15 protein-coding genes are annotated in these 18,829 nt (G+C 54.0%); 9 read left to right on the plus strand and 6 right to left on the minus strand.

Annotation, left to right across the window (positions count from 1 at the left end; genetic code table 11):
- Positions 1 to 35 precede the first annotated feature (35 nt).
- From acnB to GG26_RS01950, 5 genes are all read left to right on the plus strand, one after another.
- Positions 36 to 2,669, plus strand: coding sequence for a bifunctional aconitate hydratase 2/2-methylisocitrate dehydratase (gene acnB / locus GG26_RS01930; RefSeq protein ID WP_414388629.1), 2,634 nt, complete (start codon positions 36 to 38; stop codon positions 2,667 to 2,669).
- A gap of 31 nt (positions 2,670 to 2,700) precedes the next feature.
- Positions 2,701 to 3,033, plus strand: a complete 333-nt coding sequence (locus GG26_RS01935; RefSeq protein ID WP_414388631.1) for a PepSY domain-containing protein — start codon at positions 2,701 to 2,703, stop codon at positions 3,031 to 3,033.
- 154 nt (positions 3,034 to 3,187) lie between these two features.
- Entirely contained in the window at positions 3,188 to 3,628 is a 441-nt protein-coding gene (locus GG26_RS01940) for an Hsp20/alpha crystallin family protein (RefSeq protein ID WP_414388633.1), read from the plus strand.
- 261 nt (positions 3,629 to 3,889) lie between these two features.
- The gene (locus GG26_RS01945; protein ID WP_414388635.1) at positions 3,890 to 5,032 is read left to right on the plus strand and encodes an ABC transporter ATP-binding protein; all 1,143 of its coding nucleotides are present in this window, start codon (positions 3,890 to 3,892) and stop codon (positions 5,030 to 5,032) included.
- 39 nt (positions 5,033 to 5,071) lie between these two features.
- Positions 5,072 to 6,340 carry a class I SAM-dependent methyltransferase gene (locus GG26_RS01950; RefSeq protein WP_099883963.1) on the plus strand — a complete coding sequence of 423 codons (1,269 nt, stop codon included), beginning with the start codon at positions 5,072 to 5,074 and terminating at the stop codon, positions 6,338 to 6,340.
- Positions 6,341 to 6,370: 30 nt separating this feature from the next.
- Here GG26_RS01950 and GG26_RS01955 read toward each other — a convergent pair whose 3' ends face one another.
- The gene (locus tag GG26_RS01955) at positions 6,371 to 7,249 is read right to left on the minus strand and encodes a hypothetical protein (RefSeq protein WP_414388637.1); all 879 of its coding nucleotides are present in this window, start codon (positions 7,247 to 7,249) and stop codon (positions 6,371 to 6,373) included.
- Between the two features lie 31 nt (positions 7,250 to 7,280).
- Positions 7,281 to 7,877, minus strand: a complete 597-nt coding sequence (locus GG26_RS01960) for a hypothetical protein (RefSeq protein ID WP_414388639.1) — start codon at positions 7,875 to 7,877, stop codon at positions 7,281 to 7,283.
- A gap of 574 nt (positions 7,878 to 8,451) precedes the next feature.
- Between GG26_RS01960 and GG26_RS01965 the strand changes: the two genes are divergently transcribed.
- The gene (locus tag GG26_RS01965) at positions 8,452 to 9,957 is read left to right on the plus strand and encodes an FkbM family methyltransferase (protein WP_414388641.1); all 1,506 of its coding nucleotides are present in this window, start codon (positions 8,452 to 8,454) and stop codon (positions 9,955 to 9,957) included.
- A gap of 45 nt (positions 9,958 to 10,002) precedes the next feature.
- Positions 10,003 to 11,115 (plus strand): hypothetical protein, encoded by a 1,113-nt coding sequence (locus tag GG26_RS01970; protein ID WP_414388643.1) that lies wholly within the window; start codon positions 10,003 to 10,005, stop codon positions 11,113 to 11,115.
- Here GG26_RS01970 and GG26_RS01975 read toward each other — a convergent pair.
- The 4 genes from GG26_RS01975 to GG26_RS01990 form a co-directional block, all read right to left on the minus strand.
- The gene (locus tag GG26_RS01975; protein ID WP_414388645.1) at positions 11,112 to 11,960 is read right to left on the minus strand and encodes an FkbM family methyltransferase; all 849 of its coding nucleotides are present in this window, start codon (positions 11,958 to 11,960) and stop codon (positions 11,112 to 11,114) included. The genes GG26_RS01970 and GG26_RS01975 overlap by 4 nt on opposite strands.
- Before the next feature lie 8 nt (positions 11,961 to 11,968).
- On the minus strand, positions 11,969 to 12,484 hold the full coding sequence (locus GG26_RS01980; RefSeq protein WP_099812124.1) for a class I SAM-dependent methyltransferase: 516 nt from the start codon (positions 12,482 to 12,484) through the stop codon (positions 11,969 to 11,971).
- Positions 12,485 to 12,511: 27 nt separating this feature from the next.
- Positions 12,512 to 15,451, minus strand: a complete 2,940-nt coding sequence (locus tag GG26_RS01985; RefSeq protein ID WP_414388647.1) for a tetratricopeptide repeat protein — start codon at positions 15,449 to 15,451, stop codon at positions 12,512 to 12,514.
- Positions 15,452 to 15,628: 177 nt separating this feature from the next.
- The gene (locus GG26_RS01990; RefSeq protein ID WP_414388649.1) at positions 15,629 to 17,431 is read right to left on the minus strand and encodes an Ig-like domain-containing protein; all 1,803 of its coding nucleotides are present in this window, start codon (positions 17,429 to 17,431) and stop codon (positions 15,629 to 15,631) included.
- A gap of 454 nt (positions 17,432 to 17,885) precedes the next feature.
- On the opposite strand from GG26_RS01990, the gene GG26_RS01995 reads away from it, so the two are divergent.
- Together GG26_RS01995 and GG26_RS02000 are read left to right on the plus strand one after the other, a co-directional pair.
- Complete coding sequence (locus GG26_RS01995; RefSeq protein ID WP_099813185.1) at positions 17,886 to 18,185, plus strand: ferredoxin; 300 nt, start codon at positions 17,886 to 17,888, stop codon at positions 18,183 to 18,185.
- 228 nt (positions 18,186 to 18,413) lie between these two features.
- The gene (locus GG26_RS02000; RefSeq protein ID WP_414388651.1) at positions 18,414 to 18,815 is read left to right on the plus strand and encodes a hypothetical protein; all 402 of its coding nucleotides are present in this window, start codon (positions 18,414 to 18,416) and stop codon (positions 18,813 to 18,815) included.
- The last annotated feature ends 14 nt before the right edge of the window (positions 18,816 to 18,829 follow it).

Genomic DNA, 18,829 nt, shown 5'->3' on the forward strand with positions numbered 1-18,829 from the left:
AATACCCACATCGAGTGACCTAAGGAATCCTCCCCATGCTGGCCGAGTACCGCCAACATGCTGCTGCCCGCGCGGCCCAAGGGATCCCGCCGCTGCCCTTAAACGCTGCCCAGACCAGCCAGGTGTGCGAGCTCCTGAAGGCCCCGCCTGCCGGCGAAGAAGCCTTTTTGTTGCACCTCTTAACAGAGCGCGTCCCGCCGGGGGTCGATGAAGCCGCCTATGTGAAAGCGGGCTTTTTGGCCGCTGTGGCCAAGGAGGAGGTTGAATCCCCGTTGATCACTCCCCTGCGGGCGGTGGAGCTCTTGGGCACCATGCTGGGGGGCTACAACGTCCAAGTTTTGCTGGATCTGTTGCGGGATCCCCGGAGTGAGATTGCAGCGGCAGCAGCCCGCGCCCTCAGCCACACCCTGCTGGTTTTCGATGCCTTTCACGACGTGCTGGAGCTGAGCCAGTCCGGCAATGCCTATGCCCAACAGGTGATCGAGTCCTGGGCCAAGGGCGAATGGTTTACCGCCAAAGCTCCCCTGGCCGCAGCCATCACCGTGACGGTGTTCAAGGTTGCCGGCGAGATCAACACCGATGACCTTTCCCCCGCCGCCCACGCCACCACCCGCCCCGATATTCCCCTTCATGCCCAGAGCATGCTGGAATCGCGGGCGCCGGGAGCGATAGCAGCCATTGCCGAGCTGAAGCGCCGCGGCCATCCGGTGGCCTTTGTGGGGGATGTGGTGGGCACGGGATCTTCCCGCAAGTCCGCCCTTAATTCCCTGCTCTGGCACATCGGCCACGACATTCCCTATGTGCCCAACAAGCGGGCCGGCGGGGTGATTCTGGGGGGCACGATCGCGCCCATTTTCTTCACCACCGCCGAAGATGCCGGCGCCCTGCCCATCCAGTGCGATGTCTCCTGCCTGGAGACGGGCATGGTAGTGACGATCTACCCCTACGAGGGCGTTATCCGCTCTGAGGATGGCCAAGTCCTCACCACCTTTTCCCTGCAGCCTGTGACGCTGCCCGACGAGGTGCGGGCCGGGGGCCGCATCCCTCTCTTGATTGGCCGGGCGCTTACCGACAAAACCCGCCAGGCCCTGGGGCTGGATCCCTCCCCCCTGTTCATTCGCCCCACCCCGCCCGCCGACACGGGCAAGGGCTATACCCTGGCCCAGAAAATCGTCGGCAAAGCCTGCGGGCTGCCCGGAGTGCGCCCCGGCACCAGTTGCGAGCCGCTGATCACCACGGTGGGATCCCAGGACACCACCGGCCCCATGACCCGCGACGAGCTCAAGGAATTGGCCTGTCTGGGCTTCAGCGCCGACCTGGTGCTGCAGAGCTTCTGCCACACCGCCGCCTATCCCAAGCCGGTGGATATCCAGGTTCACAAAGAGCTGCCCGACTTTTTTGCCTCGCGGGGAGGTGTCGTCCTGCGGCCGGGCGACGGCATCATCCACTCCTGGCTCAACCGCATGCTCCTGCCCGATACCGTCGGCACTGGGGGCGACTCCCACACCCGCTTCCCTTTGGGCATTTCCTTCCCGGCTGGCTCTGGGCTGGTGGCCTTTGCCGCCGCCATGGGGGTGATGCCCCTGAATATGCCGGAGTCGGTGCTGGTGCGCTTTAAGGGGGAACTGCAGCCCGGGATCACCCTGCGGGACATTGTCCACGCCATTCCCTACGTGGCCATCCAGCGGGGGCTGCTTACCGTCGAGAAGCAGGGCAAGAAAAACGTCTTCGCTGGGCGAATTATGGAAATCGAGGGCCTGCCCAACTTGAAGGTGGAGCAAGCCTTCGAGTTTACCGACGCCTCGGCGGAACGCAACTGCGCCGCCTGCACCATTAAGCTAAGCGTTGAGAGCGTTGCCGAGTACCTGCGCTCCAACGTGGTGCTGCTGAAAAACATGATTGCCCGCGGCTATCAGGACGCTCGCACCCTGCTGCGGCGCATCGCCAAGATGGAGGCCTGGCTGGCCAATCCCACCCTGCTGGAAGCGGATCCCGACGCCGAATACGCTGCCGTGCTCGAGATCGACCTCAGCGCCATCAGCGAGCCGATCGTCTGTGCCCCCAACGATCCCGACAAGGTGATGACCCTGAGCGAAGTCCACGCCCAGCACGCGGCCGGCAACCCCGACACACCCATCCACATCGACGAGGTGTTCATCGGCTCCTGCATGACCAACATTGGCCACTACCGCGCCGCCGCCAAGATTTTGGAAGGCCAGGGGCGGGCCAAGGTGCGCCAATTTTGGATCTGTCCTCCCACCCGCATGGACGAGGCGCAACTGCGCGCCGAAGGGGTGTACGGCACCTTTGCCGCTGCCGGGGCGAGGACGGAGATGCCTGGCTGCAGCCTGTGCATGGGCAACCAGGCTCGCGTGGCCGATGGAGCCACCGTCATGTCCACCTCCACCCGCAACTTCAACAACCGCATGGGCAAAGACGCGCGGGTCTATCTGGGATCCGCCGAGCTGGCTGCCGCCTGCGCCCTCTTGGGCCGGATCCCAACGGTGGAGGAATACCGGCAGATCGTTGCCACCAAGATCCAGCCCTTTGCCGGCGAAGTGTACCGCTACCTCAACTTCCACGAGATCCCCGGCTTTGAGGACGAAGGGCGGGTCATCCCCCGCGAGCAAATGCCCAAGCTGGAAGAGGCGGTGGGGATCCAGTCTTGAGCAGAGGGGCAAAGGCATTGAGCCTGCTACCATGGCAGGATGGTGGCGCTTTACCTGGGAGCAAGCCCAAATGGCCCTTAGTCAAAGAATCCTCCGCCGCATCCACCGTGCCCTGGCCCCTATCGTGGCCTTGCCCTTGCTGGTGACGGTGGTAACGGGATCCCTCTATCAAATGGCCCGCCTCACCGGAAACTTCGACTACTCCTGGCTCATCCAAATCCACAAAGGGCAGTGGGGCCCCCTTGATCTGCAGGGGGTTTACCCGTTCTTAAACGGACTGGGTCTGTTGGTTATGGTAGCTACTGGCCTGAGCCTGTGGTTGCAAACAAGCTCCCACCGCCCCTATCGGCGTTCAGAGCCCTAAGGGCTTTTGCTTGCTTTTCGTAGGGGAAATACCCCAACAGATGTCTAGAAAACTCTACACCTTGATTGGGCCAGACGGCTTAGGCTGATGTACGGAGGCTATGCTAAAGTCTCCGAGGCAAAGCTTAAAGAAAATCAACAGGAGGTGGGTGGATATGGCCCTTGTTCGCTGGGATCCCTTTCGGGAAATTGACGAAATTCAACGGGAAATGAACCGGATGTTTGACCGGCTGATGGCTCGTCCTACGGAGACCGAGACGTTTGCCTTCGTGCCGGCAGTGGAAATGCACGACGATCCGGAGACCATTACCCTGAGGCTGGAGCTGCCCGGCCTGAACCCCCAAGATCTGGATATCCAAGCGACAGCGGAGGCAGTCTCCATCAGCGGCGAGCGGCGCTTTGAGAAACGCTCCGAGGACAGAGGCGTAACCCGCAGCGAGTTCCGCTACGGGCGCTTCCAACGGGTGATCCCGCTGCCCAGCCGGATCAAGCACGATCAGGTGAAAGCCGAATACAAAGATGGGATCCTCACCCTCACCTTGCCCAAGGCCGACTCTGAAAAAGCCCAAGTGGTTAAAGTGAGCGTTGTCTCCTGATGGGCGTAGCTGAAGCTGCTCTGAGGTTAGGCAATTTTCCATGAGGAAAAAAGATCCCATAGGGGTAGGCTCATCGCCTACCCTTTTTTAGTCCTTTTTTGCGTTTTGGTTTTTCAGCTTGCGCTCATTTCAAGCAGGAATAAATCGGGTTCGCTGCAGTGATCCCCAGCCTTCCCTAGCGAACTTAAACCGAACCCCATTGGACTTTTGCCCGCCGCTTTGGATAGGGTTTGAGTGCGCAACGGAGCCAAGGTTGAGAGCATGGCCAGCGTTACCTACGAACACGTTACCAAGCGCTACAGAGACACCACCGCCGTCCATGACCTGAACATCACTGTCGAAGACGGGGAATTTCTCGTCTTTGTCGGCCCCTCCGGCTGCGGCAAAACCACCTCCCTGCGCATGCTGGCCGGCTTGGAAGAAGTGAGCGCCGGCTCCATCTACATTGGCGATCGACGGGTGAACGATGTCCCCCCCAAGGATCGGGATATCGCCATGGTCTTCCAATCCTATGCCCTCTACCCCCACATGACCGTGGCCGAGAACATGGCCTTTGGCCTCAAGCTGCGCGGCCTGCCCAAAGCAGAGATCGAAAGCCGCGTCCGGGGGGTGGCCAAGCGGCTGGGGATCGAACACCTGCTCCACCGCAAGCCCAAGGAACTTTCCGGTGGGCAACGGCAGCGGGTGGCCGTCGGGCGGGCCATTGTGCGCAACCCGGCGGTGTTTTTGATGGATGAGCCCCTCTCCAACCTCGACGCCAAGCTGCGGGTGCAGGCGCGGGCCGAGATCAGCAAGTTGCACATGCAACTGGGCACCACCTTCATCTACGTCACCCACGACCAGGTGGAAGCCATGACCATGGGCAACCGCATCGCCGTCATGAAGGATGGCCGCCTGCAGCAGGTGGATACCCCCCACACCCTCTACACCCGCCCGGCCAACCTGTTTGTGGCCGGCTTCATCGGCAGCCCTGCCATGAACTTCTTCCAGGCCAAGCTGCGGGAACAAGAGGGCACCCTCTGGGTCGATACCGGCGCCTTCCGCCTGCCCATCCCCCCTCACCAGGCAGAGCCCTATTGGCAATACGTCGGCAAGTCGGTCATCTTCGGCATCCGCCCGGAAAACATCCACGATCCCCAGTACCAACCCCCAGGGATCCAGCCCGCCCGCGTGCGGGCCAAAGTCTCAGTCGCCGAGCAGATGGGCAGCGAGGTCATCCTCCACCTCAGCGCCGCTGACCCCGAAGGGATCCTGGCCGAGCAGGAGTTTGTGGCCCGCGTGGATCCCCGCACCGAGCTGCGCGTCAACCAATGGGCCGAAGTGGTCTTCGACATGGATCGCTTCCACCTTTTTGATCCCCAGACCGAAGAGCGGCTGGGATCAACACAGGCCCTGTTCAGTTAAGGATTGGCTACCATAAGCTCCAGAGAAAAAGGGATCCCTATGCCGGAGCAATCTGCCTCGAAGTTGGTGCAGGCGCAGTTTGACGAATTTCCCTATCCCAACGTCCCCATTGAGCAGACGGTTACGGATACCTTTGCCCTGTTTGCCAACAGCTACACCACCGCCTGCTATGTACGAGAGCGCAAGGTGGTCAAACCCGAGGGCAAAGTGATGCTCAACGCCGGCTGCGGCTCCGGCTGGGAAACCCTGGTCCTGGCCACGGCCAACCCAGGCGCTTCTTTTGTTGGGGTGGATATCTCGCCGAAATCGCTGGAGATGGCCCGGCAGCGCTTCGAGTTCCACCAGATCAAAGAGGCGCGTTTCGAGGTGATGGACATCACCGACCTGCAAGCCTTGGGGGAGCAGTTCGATTTCATCGCCTGCAATGACGTGCTCTACCTGCTGGACGATCCGGTGGCGGGGCTGAAAGGCATGCGCCAGGTGCTCAAACCAGACGGCATCATCCGCACCAATGTCCACAGCCTTTACCAGCGCCAGTTTATTTTCAACATGCAAAATGCCATGGAGCTGCTGGGGGTGATGGACGAGCCCGCTGCCAAGGCTGTCCCCATCCTCAGGGAGCTGATGGATGCCCTCCACGAAGGCAGCTTCGTCAAAAGCCACTGGAAGGGGGACGCCATCAAAACCACCAACGGGATCCTGGCCAACTTCCTGCTGCGCAGCGACAAAGGCTTTACGGTGCCCCAGGTGTTTGAGATGCTGCGCCAGGCGGAGCTGGAGTTCATCAGCATGGTCAATTGGCAGCAGTGGAAGCTGGAGCGAGTCCTCACCAAGCCTGTCCCTTATGCCCTGCGCCACATCAAAAAGCTCAGCCAAGAGGAGCTGCTGCACTTTATCGAGCTGATTTTCCCCAACCTGACCCGGCTGATCGATTTTTGGTGCGGCCATCCTCGCCCCACCCCACCAGCCCCTTTTACCCTGGAAGAATGGCGAAACGGCTCCGTGCAGGCCCATCCCCTGTTGATCCGTCTCAATGCCAAGCTGGCCTTTGAAAACGCCATCCGCGACAACGGCCCGGTCAACATCAATGGCTGGCCAGGATCTGAAGGCAACATTGTCATCGATCCCTTCTCGGTGCGCTGGTTGATCGATGTTTTTGGAGAAGAGCCTGTTCCTGTACAGGCCCTGGCGGCCAAGGCGCTAGATCTCATGGATTGGACCCCCGAAGAGGCCTTTAACCAAGTGGTGGCCAATCTCAAGTTCCTGGAAGAGCGGCTGGTGGTGCTGTTGCACTCGCCCCTGCGTTAACAGGACTTGCTCCCTCAGGAGCTGTCCCACCTAAGGCTGGGATCCGGATCCCTCTGAGTCTGCTTTTGAGTCTGCTTTGAGTACCCTGATTTGCTCGGCCCGAATGGCTGCCGGGATCCCCCCTTCCGCATCGACGTTGACGGCGAACCGAACGGTGCCTTCCATTTCCACCACATCTCCCGGGAGCAGATCCAGCCAGCTGGCAGAGCGGCCAAGGCGAGTCACTTGCACCTCCTCAGCGGGAACCACCGAGACCCACGTGCCCGCGTAGCGCTCCAAGCTGGGGCTGACTTTTTCCAAGTTGACCCCAATCCAGCCCTCCTTGCGGTTGAGAAGTCGCACCGTCCCAGTTAGTTGGAAAGGCTGTGCTTCTTCCGCTAACTTGATTGGCTCGTAGAGAACCTCTGTATTTAAAGGCTGCAGCCGAGCCAACTCCACCCGCCACCCTTGAGCCTGGCGATAGAGGGTAACCTCCATAACTGCGCGCAGCCGACCCTCCGGCAAAGGCTCGTAGAAGCCCAACTGAGAGCGAAAAGGGCGAAACCGGGGATCCTCCCGATCCGGCTCTGTCAAAAATCGTTGCAGCTCCTCGGCAGTGAACTGGAAACGCAAAGTCGGCACCACCGCTTCTGGCTTCAGGATTGCCTCCACCCGGAAAATGGCCGTATTGCCCACCGCTTGAATGGGGGTGAGGGTAAACTCCTCCGCTGAGGGCCACGATTGATCCAAGGCCCCCGGAGGGATCCCTTTTAGCAGCCGCGGAGTGAGCAGGGCTTCTGCGGTGGCAAAATCGCGGGCATTGGCCGCCTGGACAAACTCCCGCAGCGTTTCTTCAGCCGTTTTGGCCTGCCAACAGCCCCCCAGAGGCAGCAAAGCCAGCACCAGGAAAAACCACGCTCTCACATCCACACCCTCCCCAATCTCCCTGCAGGTAACAGTCCTAGGGGTTCTCGGTTGGAGATGCAGAATTTTCACCGGGATCCGCTGCTTCTGTCTCTTCTGGGTTTTCCGACTGGGATCCCGAAGCAGCAGGTGGCTTATCCGGCTGCCACACCTCAATTCGCCAGCGGCGATCTTGCTGGTAGAGGGTGATCTTGACGCGGGAGGTTACCGTCTCTCCCTCCAGGCGCATCCCCACCAACTGCGGGGCCAACTGCTGATAGGTGGGATCCGCCAGATCCGGCTGGGTCAAATACTTGCGCAACGTCAAGGGATCCAGCCCCAGGCGCTGGGCCGCATCCTCCAGCGAGTCGGTGCCCTCCACCCAGACATAGGCCGTCTTCCCGGTCACCTCTTGGTTGCGCAACTGCACGTTCTCCCCCACCGTGCCCCAAATCGAAGGCAGGGATCCCGGCCGGAGGGCATTGCTGAAGCGCTCCGTCAGGTAGCTGTCTGCCGTGCCCCAGTCCCCCTTCTCGGCAGCAGCGATGAAAGTGCTCACCACCTGGTCAGGAGTTTGCACAGGAGCTGCCTGGGTACAGGCGATTACACTGCCCAAGGTAAAGATGAGAGCATAGGTACTGATGTATCGCGACATGAGTGTAACCTCGCAAAATGCACTGCCTCAGGGCAAGTTCGACAGATGTTAGCTGAGAAGGCAAAGGCGAATTATACAGCTTGAGCTCTGAGATGCGGCTGAAGAGATACCCAACCTGCCAAAACCTGGCCAGACAACTCCACAGACAACGGGCAGACAAGGGAGCCTCCAACTTTGCGCACTGCTTCCTACACAATACTTAACCTAGACTTACCCAAGCTGACTCTCTAACGGGATCCTACAGGATGAAAACTATGATAGCATTTAGTGGTCCTCGGAAAGACTGTGGCTGCGGTTCCCTCATGTTGGTGAGAGTGGTGAGTTTATATGTTCAAAGATGATACTCATTCGGAATAGTTCCGGCACAGTTCTTATGTAATGAAGATTTTCCCAGACATAGGTTTTGGATCCAGACATAGGTTTTGGATCCAGACATAGGTTTTGGATCAAGAAAAATTTGAGCCTGCTCAGCAATGATTAAGGTGATTAGATGGCGAAGTCAAGAGCTCTTACCGGTACCTATTTTAGGTGGTCTAATCCTGTCCAGACTCTGAGTTAAATCTAGGTATAGAGAATGGTAGCTACATCTTTCGAAACAGGCTCAACCTGGAACACCCTTGGGATTAATCAAATTCGCATAGCGGCGACAGCTCCCACGTCCAAGGAAAGAAGAAATGCTTGGTCAGTAGCGCTTTACTACTGGAACCAAGGCGCTGACGTTGAACCAAATCATCTGCCTTGCTTATTAAATAGACTCCATTCGCTTTGGGTTCTAGGGGTCTCTTTCACTGTTATGGAAGAAGCAGTAAAGCTTCTGAACCAGCTAGAGCTAGACCCAGAGAAGTGGAGAGATATTCCCCCTCCCAACACAGAAGGTTACGAACTAGCATGGCGGATTGATTCTCCTTACTTTCAGCTAGAAGACGATTTTGGTCTGGCTCTTCCGTCTGTAGATCAGTACCTGTACTACCTAGCTCGTTGGATAGCTGAAAGGATAGCATTATACTACCAACCTCAGGCGATGCCCTTCTGGCGCATTGCCGCAGCCATTTACCCAAAGGATTTACAAGCCCAAGCAGTCGTAGGTCTTGGATTATCCAAAAGTTTGCAGGTCGAAGGTATACATTACCTGAGGCAAAATCAAGCCCGAGCAACCACAAAAGCCATTAGAAAGTGGACTGAGGCTTGCTTTCAAGTATCTGTGAGTTTCTTTCGAGGAAAAACGGATAATCCAAAGCTATCAAGTCAAAAGAACTCAATAGAAGTTATTGATGTGCCATATGAAAACCACATCATGAGTCTGGAAGGCAGTCTGGATTCGGTCGTTACCCATTGTCATTTGGCCCAAGGAAGATGGTTTGAGGCGGAGATTGACTTTGTCAAGTCTTACCTAAAACCGGGAATGACATTTATAGATGTGGGGGCAAACGTAGGTTCATACACTCTTGTTGCGGCTCAGGCAGTAGGTTCTGAAGGAAAGGTAGTTGCATTTGAGCCGACTCAGGCTTGTGTGGAAATACTGAAACACAATGCAAACATGAATCAGCTACCACAAGTTACAGTAATCCCTTGTGCGCTGGATAGTGAGTCAGGAAAGGCATACTTCCTAGAAACTGATGATAGCGCGTGTAATCGAGTAGTAAAAAGTCTAGTTGGAATAACTCATCCTGTAAAAACCGTTCAAAAAGTTACACTAGACGAGTGGTGGCGCTCTATGGAATGCCCCTCAGTTGATATGATCAAGGTGGATGTTTTTACCGACTCCTTTGACGTTATACGAGGTGGCCGAGAACTCATAAAGAGTTGTAGCCCCATCATTCAAGTAGAGGCAAAAGGTGATTTAGGATCTGCATCACGAGAAGTTTCTTCTTACTTATCAGAGCTAGGATATACTTTCTTTGCATATAACCCCGCTTTGAATGAGTTATCAATGGCTCGCAAACAAGCTCGCAACCTCTCGACTGTAAACTTAGTGGCGGTGCCGGAAGCTCGCTACGTGAACCTTAAGAGAGAGGGTATCTTAGAAAAAGGCTCATTCCCCTCCAAAGAGCTTGATCCAAGCCTGTCTTCTTTACTTTGATCCAAGCCTGTCTTCTTTACTTTGGGATCTGGTTGAGGAAAAGCAATGATCGTTGTTGATGGTGTTGCCCTACAGCCTAATTTAGAGACTCCACCCTCTATTACAAGTTTCTGGTGCAACGTCATAGGTGAGTGGGTAAGGCTTGGATATACTCGAGACTTTATAGTCTTAGTGAGAGAAAGCCAACGTATAGGTTTTCCAGGCGACACTGTTGTAGCCCTAATCCCTGATTACAGCTATGAGAATGCTGAGTCTGATCATATAGGTCTGCAAAGTGCCTGTGATCAAGTCAATGCATCCATTTTTATCTCAACTTTGTATACGTATCCCCTCAAAACCTCAAGCGTAGCTATGGTTTATAGTATGGACGAAGTCCAAGAGTTCTTACCAAGCTTAGCAGCACAGGAGAAACATAATACCATTTTGGCTGCATCGGCATTTATATGTCCTTCCAAGAAGGTGTCATCAGATTTAATGAGGAAATATCCAGGTATTTCTAGTGAAGATATTGAGGTTATCTACCCAGGTTTGCACAGTGACTTGATGCCATCGCCCCCTCTAAAGGTAAGAAAGTTTCGGGAAGAAAAAGACCTAACTCGTCCCTATATCATTTTTAGAGCGGGAACGGGGGAACGAAGAAAGATAGCTCTATTTGCTCTCTTGGATAGTGTAAGCGAATTAGTATCTGGACAAGTCCCTGAGCTTGTTTACCTATCAGTTGATGGAAGTAAAGTTGATGTGCCACTAGAATCTGTTATGGATTTATCCAAGCCAATTCGATCTCGAATCCATAACCTTAGGCTTTGTTCTGATGATTTACCACTGCTTTACACAGGAGCTGTTGGATTGTTTGAGATTGAACCTGAACTTGGAATGGGCAATTACACTTTCGAGGCAATGAGATGCGGTTGCCCGGTCATTATCTTGAGAGAATCTGAAGATCATCAATTAAGGCAGCCTACAGAAACTGACCCTTGGATTGAGATATCCATGCAGCCGCATGTCATATCGCAGACTATTGATCAGCTAAGAGATACAAGGTATAGAAATACCATACTCTCACGAGGATTAGATTATACGAAAAGCATGACCTGGGAACAGGCCGCTAAGCGAATGTGGTCTTTCCTCAAATCAAAGGCAAGAAGTCTAAGATCCTAGAGCTTTGAAATGTAGGTGTCGTAAAATGAAGTACCTTCTATCTCATCATGAGTTCTGAGAACGTGAGAGCATAAGTCATAAGAACGATAGACCTCATGGAGGATCGTGGCAAGCGCTAGCCGCTTTCTTGATGTCAGCTCTCCCAATCGCATAAAGTCTTTTGCATAAATAAAGTCTGTCCAAGATGCCTGAGTGCGCAAAGACGTAAGGCTCTTCGGAAATGACTTCATAAGTGGACAGGAAATCCCGGTTAAGCTATGAATTAGAAAGCCGCATTCTCTCAGAGCGATATCTATATCAGAGAACAACGGCTGGCCGATGTAGTGAGGGATAAATAGAACCTCAGTTTGAACTACTACAATGCTCTCCTCTAGGAGACGTCTAGCTCCGCGAATAATATTTAGCTCACTGCCTTGAGTATCCATAACAAGCCAGTCAGCGTCTGAGACTTCTTCCAAATCATCCAATCGAACAGTCTTTACTTTCTTCTCTGAGACAACTTGGTAAAGCTCAGCCAGATCGTGAAACTTTTCCAACAGATGATAATTGGGTCTAAACAGAGAGGATGTCATTCCGCTGTTGGTCAGGTAAAGGGTGGATTCAGAACCATCGCCAACCGCCATAGGAAGGTATAAGACGTTAGAACTGCCATCACCTTGTCGAATTCTCTCAATTAAGCGGTTGTAAGCCTCAGGATCAGGCTCGAATCCAATTAACTCTCCATAGTCCTTCCGAATGATTTCGGCATATATCTCAGGAGCTCCAACATCAGATGCCCCTACGGCAATTACTTTAATCCGAGGCATTGAGGTTCCCAAAACAGAGGCTATGGACAGCTCAGACATGGTTCCCCTCACTCTTTGTAGGCAATTACATTTAGGCTGATAAGTTCGTTGCAGTAGACAATTGTGCTTGCATCTCTAAACATGCCAAATTGGTCTACTTGAATGATAAAGCCAAAACCAACGGTCTTAAGCAGGTGAGTCAGGTTTTCAATGGTATAGCCGTATTTATGGAAGTCATACTGGTCAATTTGACCGCCGTAAATCATGCTAATAACACGTATCAATTCGTCGTACGAGAGATCATCTCTTAGTATAAGCTTGGACAGCGTCTTTAGATTAGGTACAGAAACAAATAACTTTCCTCCTTTCTTGAGGACTCGATACCACTCTGTTAAGGCCACACCTGCTTCTTGACAACTAAGATGCTCAAGAACATGAGAGGCATATATTTGATCTACGCTCTCGTTCTCAAACATACTGAGATCTATTGCGTTTGCAACATAGTCAACCTCAGGAGAGGGCGAAATATTAAGTATTTTCCAGTCAGGATGTGGTTCTTTACCACCGATGTGTAGATTAAGCATTCTCGTCGTCTGCTCCTACTAGCTAACTTACTTTCTGAGTTGAGCTAAGTTTGGGTGCTTGCGAAACTTGAACGGCAAGTCTGTAAACCTAATTCTAGCTTTTCTATCTTGGCAATACTGTTCCCACATTAGGATGTAAGCCTTCTCTAAGAAAGCTGTAAAAGTTTTGCCGTTAAGAAGTGGTGATTGCGAGAGTCGCTCCCGCATGGTTCTCCTTATCCAGACCAAAAGATCTATGTCTTCAGACAGCCTTGAGGCAATGCGAATGTAGTCTTGCTCCGTCTGTGCGATTAATTCCGGCAAGTCCACTGTTCTCAAGATAGATACTCCAACTCTGGAAACATGTGCTAGACCTTCCAGAGTGATTACCGGAACTCCCATCCATAATGTTTCGCAGGTTGTCGTTGTTCCGTTGTAAGGGAAGGGATCCAGAGCAATATCCACTTCTCCATAGGCTGCGTAATGCTCGGCAAAGCCCTGTCTATCATATTCTAGCTTGACTCTCTCGTCTGGAATGCCGTGTCTTCCAATTCTTTCCAAAAAGAGTTTACGGGTGCTTTCATCTCTATATCGCTGATTTTTCAGGCGCAGAACTGAATGGGGCACTGCCTTCAATACATCTGCCCATAACTTAATGACTCTGGGAGTGATCTTGGAAGGGTTGTTGCAGCATCCAAACGTGATAAAGCCGTTTCTAACCACAGGAGGATCCACAATCTCCGGTGCCTCACAAGAGGGCTTGTAACAAAGAAAGCTATGAGGCATCCTTATCAATTTCTCTGTGTGCAGACTATCGGTTACATCATAAGGATCGGCAAAACTATCTGTTATCCTGTAGTCCACGACGGTCATACCTGTGGTGTCGGGGTAGCCAAGGTACGTAACTTGTACAGGGGCCGGACGCAAAGCCATTAAGTGTACTCTTGTGCCGCCGGTATGGCCACTTAGATCCACTAGAATATCAATCTGATCTTCTCTGATTAACTTTGCAGCTTTCTCGTCACTTAGCTTGTGAATATCTCGCCATCCCGTTGCCCATTTGGAGAGCTGCTCAGTTACTGTGTCAGGTTGATCAACATTTGAGTAGCAGTAGATTTGGAATTTTTCCTGGTTGTGGCAATCGTAGATTGAGCTCATGAAAAAATGTACCGAGTGCAATCGAAAATCACCCGATAGATAGCCAATCTTGAGGGGACGCTGGGTAGTTCGCGAGTTTGCATAAGGTCTCCAGTGGCTTTGATACTGGCTTTGGTAGGAAATACCCCACTTTTGATGCTCTATAAATGTTTCCACAGGGTCAAACTTCTCAGAATAATGTGAAGCCATTAGGATACACGACATTGCAGCTGCGAAGCCAGGAGCAACTTCCAGGGCCTTCCTGTAGTTCTCTAGAGCTTCGTCCAGTCTGCATTGCTCTAGATAAGCACCACCCAAATTCTGATATGCAACAGCAAAGTTTGGCTTCCTCTCGATAGCTAGCAAATAACTATCTATCGCGTCTTGAGTCCGGGATTGCTTGCTAAGGGTTAAGCCCTTGTAAAAATAGGCATCGGCTAGCTCAGGCTTAAGTCTTATCGCTTCCTGGAAGTGCTCCAGAGCATCATCGTACTTTTCCTGCTCGAAGAGTCTGACTCCGATATTGCAATAGACTTCTGCAAAGTCCGGCGAAAGCTCTGCAGCTCTGTGAAAAGCAAACTCTGCTTCCTCTCTATTTTGCAGTAGTCGATGAGCAAGACCCAAGTTGTTATATGCTCGAGCAGATGTTGGATCTAAGCCGATCGCTCGCTCAAAACATCTAACTGCCTTGTCGGCTATGGCCAAGTCTAAGTAGCAGCATCCTAAGCTGTGCCAGTAATCTGATTCTTCTGGGTTGATCTCAATAGCAAGGCATATATGATATCTGGCTAGATCTAGCCGCTTTTCTGCCCTGTAGAGAATACCTAGGTTGTGATGAGCTTCAGCGTATTCCGAATCTAGAGAAATAGCAATCTGAAAGCAGTCTCTTGCAGCTTGAATAATTTGGCATTGACTTTCAAGATCTTTTTTACCTCCCAAGCTTAGTTCCTGTGCAGCTATCTCTGTTGCAGTTTGGTGTCGTATCTTTCGGCTTAGTGCCGCCCCCAAGTTATTGTAGGCTTTCGCATAGGTTGGATTGATTGCTATAGCTTTTTTGTAGTGCGCTATTTCCTTATCTTCTTGACCAATTTCGCCATAGATTTTCCCAAGATTTAGATGAATAACAGCAGAAGACTTGATCATCAAGGCTTTCTCTAGGGCAACAATCGCATCTTCATACTGCATCGACTCTGCCAGCAATAAACCTAGCTTAAGCTGTAAATCAGCACTAGCCGGAAATTGCGGTTCTGCTTGTCTCGCGTGTTGAATTGCCTCTTCTTTGTTTCCAGCTAAAGAGAGGGCATCAATCAACTGAAGATGAGCCTCAATGTAATCCGGCTTGTCCTTTACTGCTTTTTTTAGGATGCTGATGGCACTGTTGACCTGACCTAACTTCAGCAAGACTTGCCCAAGAAAATAAGCTGCCTCATACTCTTGAGGGTTCAACTCTAAAACTTTTAGAAAGGCTTTCTGGGCTTCTTCCCACTGCTCGAGTTGAATTAGAGCCAGACCTAAGTTAAAGTTTGCGTTGAGACTTTCTGGATCTATTTGGGTAGCTTGTCGGTAGCATTCTAGGGCCTTTTCTAGCTGATCTAGCTTCTCGTAGACTGCACCTAAGTTGACATACAACGATGCCGACCTTTGACCAAGACCTATACACCGTTCTAAGTATTCTACAGATTTGACATACTGTTGTTGTTGGTAGGCCAGTATACCCAAATACTGAGTAGCATCAAGATGGTTGGGTTCTAGCTTTAAGATTTCTAGGTAGCATTCCTCGGCCTGATCCCACTCGCCCGACTGATGATGGCCAAATGCTTGCTTAAGGAGCTTTTGAATTTCGGTTCCCATATCCCTGAGTCTCAACTTAGACAATTCTATCAAACGAATAGTGCTTCACCTGCCTTTGGTAGGCTTAACAGCCTAGAAAAGTGGGTAGGCACTTAAGACCCACCCACCTTTTCCGTCTGAACGCCTGCCGCCTAAAAGTCAACAGGCCCAGCCCTAAAGCCAGATAGAGTGTATGGACTACCGCGGGATGGTGAAGGTGATGTCCAGCCGCGGCCCGCGAGCGGTGGTGATAGGGCCAGCACCCGTACCCGTGGCCGGCTCCCGGTCGAACTCGGCGCGGCAGGTGCCCGTAGCCCCCTGGCTCACTTCAAAGACGATAGGGGTGGCCACGTTGAACGAAACCGAAGCCGTCACCGAAGCACTTGCCGATACAGAGGCCGTCGGCGCCACAAAGCCACCTGGAGCGACCAGAGGACCGAAGGGAACGGTAAAGGTGTTACCTGCTGCCAAAGAACCGGTAGTAAGCTTGGGTACTGGAAACGTACCAGCGGCAATACCCGAGAGGAAACCGGCATTAAAGATTTGAGTTACTTGAGCGGACGGAAGCTGAGCGCTCTGGGTGAAGGAGCCAAAACTAAGAGAAACACTTGCAGAAACAGTGCCCCCAGTCGGCAGAGCGTTAGAAACGCTTACCGTTGCAGTAAATGAGCCAAACCCAATTTGCGTGGTGGCTCCGGCAACGTCAAGCGTTGCAGTGGCCGGGGCAGTAGCTTGAACTGCCACAGTTCCGGTACCGGTACCCACACCAGCAGTAGCCGAGACTTGAAGCGTTCCTGTCAGAATGGCCGGCCCAAGAGTACCACTTGCCGAAGCGGTGGGAGCAGCCACACTGACGCTTGCGCTCGCCGTGGCCAGCACCGCAACAAAGGCCGGAGTAGCCTGGTTGTTCCACACCTCACGGGCACACTGCAGCCGCACCTGGTAGAAGCGGGAGCCTGACACCGCCCGCTGCACCCCAGGCCCCACATCCGCCGTGCGCGGCCCCGCTGACACATCCCCACCCAGCACGTTGCCATTGATGCTCAGGGCAACAAAGGTGGGGCTGGAAGCTGGCGCAAAGAAGTCGCTGGAAACCACGTTGTTGGGCGCACCCAAGGTCACTTCCTGGAACACCACGTTGTTGGACGGCAGGTTGTGCGGTGTCGGATCCAGGAAGAAGAAGCCCAGCCCCTGGTCGCCAAAACCAGGAATGATGGCCGAGTCGAAGGAGGGCAACTGCACCAGCGTCAACTGCGCCCCCTGCACAACGGCGTTGCGGGGAATGGCGTCGGGAATGGGGAAGGAAAGCACAGCGCGGTAGTCAGTGTAAGCCCCCACTGGGATGTTCTCGGCTGGGATAGCGCGGCGGATGCCAAAGCCCACTGGCACCGCAACTGGGTTGGAGAATACCTGCCCGCCAGGCGTAATTGCTGCCAGTTGCGTCGGCAGCAGGCTGATGGGACCCTCCGGAGCTGCCACAAAACCGGTGGTGAAGGTGGCCACAAAGTCTTCCGGCAGACTGCGCCCGGAAGCAAACAAGTCCGGCACTGCCCGCGAGATGACAACCCGGTACACGGCATCGTTGGTGAGCGGCGTGCGGAAGGTGATGGTGACCTGAGTGCGGTCGTCATTGAAGAACAAGTCGCCAGCCGGCACAACTCCCGCTTGCGGCGCCACTGAGGTGATGCTCAAGGCCTGAGCGAAGGGAGCCTCGCGCACCGGCTCGCTGAAGCGAATAACAATGCTGGTGGTGATAGGAACGTTGGTGGCGCCATCCGCCGGGCTAATGGCGATAACCCGTCCCACCGGGGTTGGAGTTGGTGACGGCGGAGCCGGGGGAGCCGGTGGGGGTGGTGGGGGCGGCGGCGGTACGGGTGTAACAGTGCTGGTGCTGCTTTCTTCGCCGCAACCGGTGAGCAGCAGGGGCAGCAGCACCACTGTGGAAGCCAGAGACAGAGACCCGAGTGACTTCAGGAGCCACTTGTGCATTGTTCCGTTCATTGTTCTCCTCTTAACCAAAAAAGTAGGGTTCGGCTGAACACTTCCCTTAACTTACCCGATCAACTCGCCTAGGGCAAGCCAGGCCGTAGGAAAGAGCCAATCGAGAAAAGACGCACACGCGCTTGGATAAGCGGCTCGTCTGTTTACTCTGCTTATCATACAAGCCCATTAGCCCGCTTTGGCAAGTACTGCCGATTTTTTCTGGACAAGATCAAAGGTGACGTGGGTCACAGACACCGGGCAGGGTCCCGGGAAGGAGTCGGGTGGCGGCTTCTGGGAGCAAAGCAGGTGGAGCCACCGGAAGAGCAGTCAGAATCCTTGCCCAGCATGGCTTTTGCGGATCCACCTGGAAAAAACCGGAAGATTTGCCTATTTCCTCACAAAAGGATGCTTGATCCGGGGCAGAAGGGTGGCAGGATGAGGAGTGGATGTTTTTTCTGGAGATCCAACCAGGATGGCTGTCTACAAAGTTCGGTTGATCAACGAAGAGCGGGGCTTGGACGTCACCATCGATGTGCCGGACGACGAGTACATTTTGGATGTGGCGGAGGAGCAAGGGATCGAGCTGCCCTATTCCTGCCGTGCCGGGGCCTGTTCGACCTGTGCCGGCAAGCTGGTGAGCGGCACGGTGGATCAAAGCGATCAATCCTTCTTGGATGACGATCAGATCGAGCAGGGCTATGTGCTGACTTGCGTGGCCTACCCCACCTCCGACTGCACCATCATCACCCACCAAGAAGAAGCGCTGTACTGAGCCCTCACCTCCGATCCCTCACCCCTGGCCCCTCTCCCATAGGGAGAGGGGTTTTTGTTTTGGGTGGTTCTTTCCGGCAGCCTCAAGCGCTGTGCGCCGCCGGCGGCCCTCACCCCCAGCCCCTCTCCCAGCCCAAGCGCTCCGCGCCGCTAACGCGACCACCCCCAGCCCCTCTCCCTGAGGGAGAGGGGAGTAGGATTTTTTTATCCTCTGTAGAACTTTTTGACGATGACCCCAGAACAAGAAGAGTGGTTAATCCGAGCTGTCCAGGAGCTGCAGGCTGCCCAAAAAGAGCTGCAAGCTGCCCAGCAGGAGCTGCGCCTTGTCCAGCAAAACCAGGAGGTTTTGATTCGAGAGCTGCAAGCGGGCCAGCAAAATCAACAGGTTCTGATTCAGGAAGTGCGCGAGGGGCAGGCGATGCTGGCGCAGTTTTTCCGCGAGGCGCTAGATCGCTTTGACGAGCGCACCCGCGCTATTGAACGCCGCACCGAAGCCCTGGAACGGCGCACAGAAGCCTTGGAACGGCGCACGGAAGCCCTAGAGCGCCGCACGGAAGCCCTAGAGCGCCGCACTGATGAGATGGCAGCGGAGATGAGGGATCTGCGCCGCGATTTTTTGGAACGGCGGTAGCAGCCTCAAGTGCT

It is taken from the genome of Synechococcus sp. 'PEA 65AY6A-5F PE A', assembly GCF_047462575.1.
Lineage (GTDB): Bacteria > Cyanobacteriota > Cyanobacteriia > Thermostichales > Thermostichaceae > Thermostichus.

Excerpts from the sequence above, each read along its gene's own strand:
- acnB (WP_414388629.1), top strand. The coding sequence starts at position 36 with ATGCTGGCCGAGTACCGCCAACATGCTGCTGCCCGCGCGGCCCAAGGG.
- GG26_RS01935 (WP_414388631.1), top strand. The coding sequence starts at position 2,701 with ATGGCAGGATGGTGGCGCTTTACCTGGGAGCAAGCCCAAATGGCCCTT.
- GG26_RS01940 (WP_414388633.1), top strand. The coding sequence starts at position 3,188 with ATGGCCCTTGTTCGCTGGGATCCCTTTCGGGAAATTGACGAAATTCAA.
- GG26_RS01945 (WP_414388635.1), top strand. The coding sequence starts at position 3,890 with ATGGCCAGCGTTACCTACGAACACGTTACCAAGCGCTACAGAGACACC.
- GG26_RS01950 (WP_099883963.1), top strand. The coding sequence starts at position 5,072 with ATGCCGGAGCAATCTGCCTCGAAGTTGGTGCAGGCGCAGTTTGACGAA.
- GG26_RS01960 (WP_414388639.1), bottom strand. The coding sequence starts at position 7,877 with ATGTCGCGATACATCAGTACCTATGCTCTCATCTTTACCTTGGGCAGT.
- GG26_RS01965 (WP_414388641.1), top strand. The coding sequence starts at position 8,452 with ATGGTAGCTACATCTTTCGAAACAGGCTCAACCTGGAACACCCTTGGG.
- GG26_RS01970 (WP_414388643.1), top strand. The coding sequence starts at position 10,003 with ATGATCGTTGTTGATGGTGTTGCCCTACAGCCTAATTTAGAGACTCCA.
- GG26_RS01975 (WP_414388645.1), bottom strand. The coding sequence starts at position 11,960 with ATGTCTGAGCTGTCCATAGCCTCTGTTTTGGGAACCTCAATGCCTCGG.
- GG26_RS01980 (WP_099812124.1), bottom strand. The coding sequence starts at position 12,484 with ATGCTTAATCTACACATCGGTGGTAAAGAACCACATCCTGACTGGAAA.
- GG26_RS01985 (WP_414388647.1), bottom strand. The coding sequence starts at position 15,451 with ATGGGAACCGAAATTCAAAAGCTCCTTAAGCAAGCATTTGGCCATCAT.
- GG26_RS01990 (WP_414388649.1), bottom strand. The coding sequence starts at position 17,431 with ATGAACGGAACAATGCACAAGTGGCTCCTGAAGTCACTCGGGTCTCTG.
- GG26_RS01995 (WP_099813185.1), top strand. The coding sequence starts at position 17,886 with ATGGCTGTCTACAAAGTTCGGTTGATCAACGAAGAGCGGGGCTTGGAC.
- GG26_RS02000 (WP_414388651.1), top strand. The coding sequence starts at position 18,414 with ATGACCCCAGAACAAGAAGAGTGGTTAATCCGAGCTGTCCAGGAGCTG.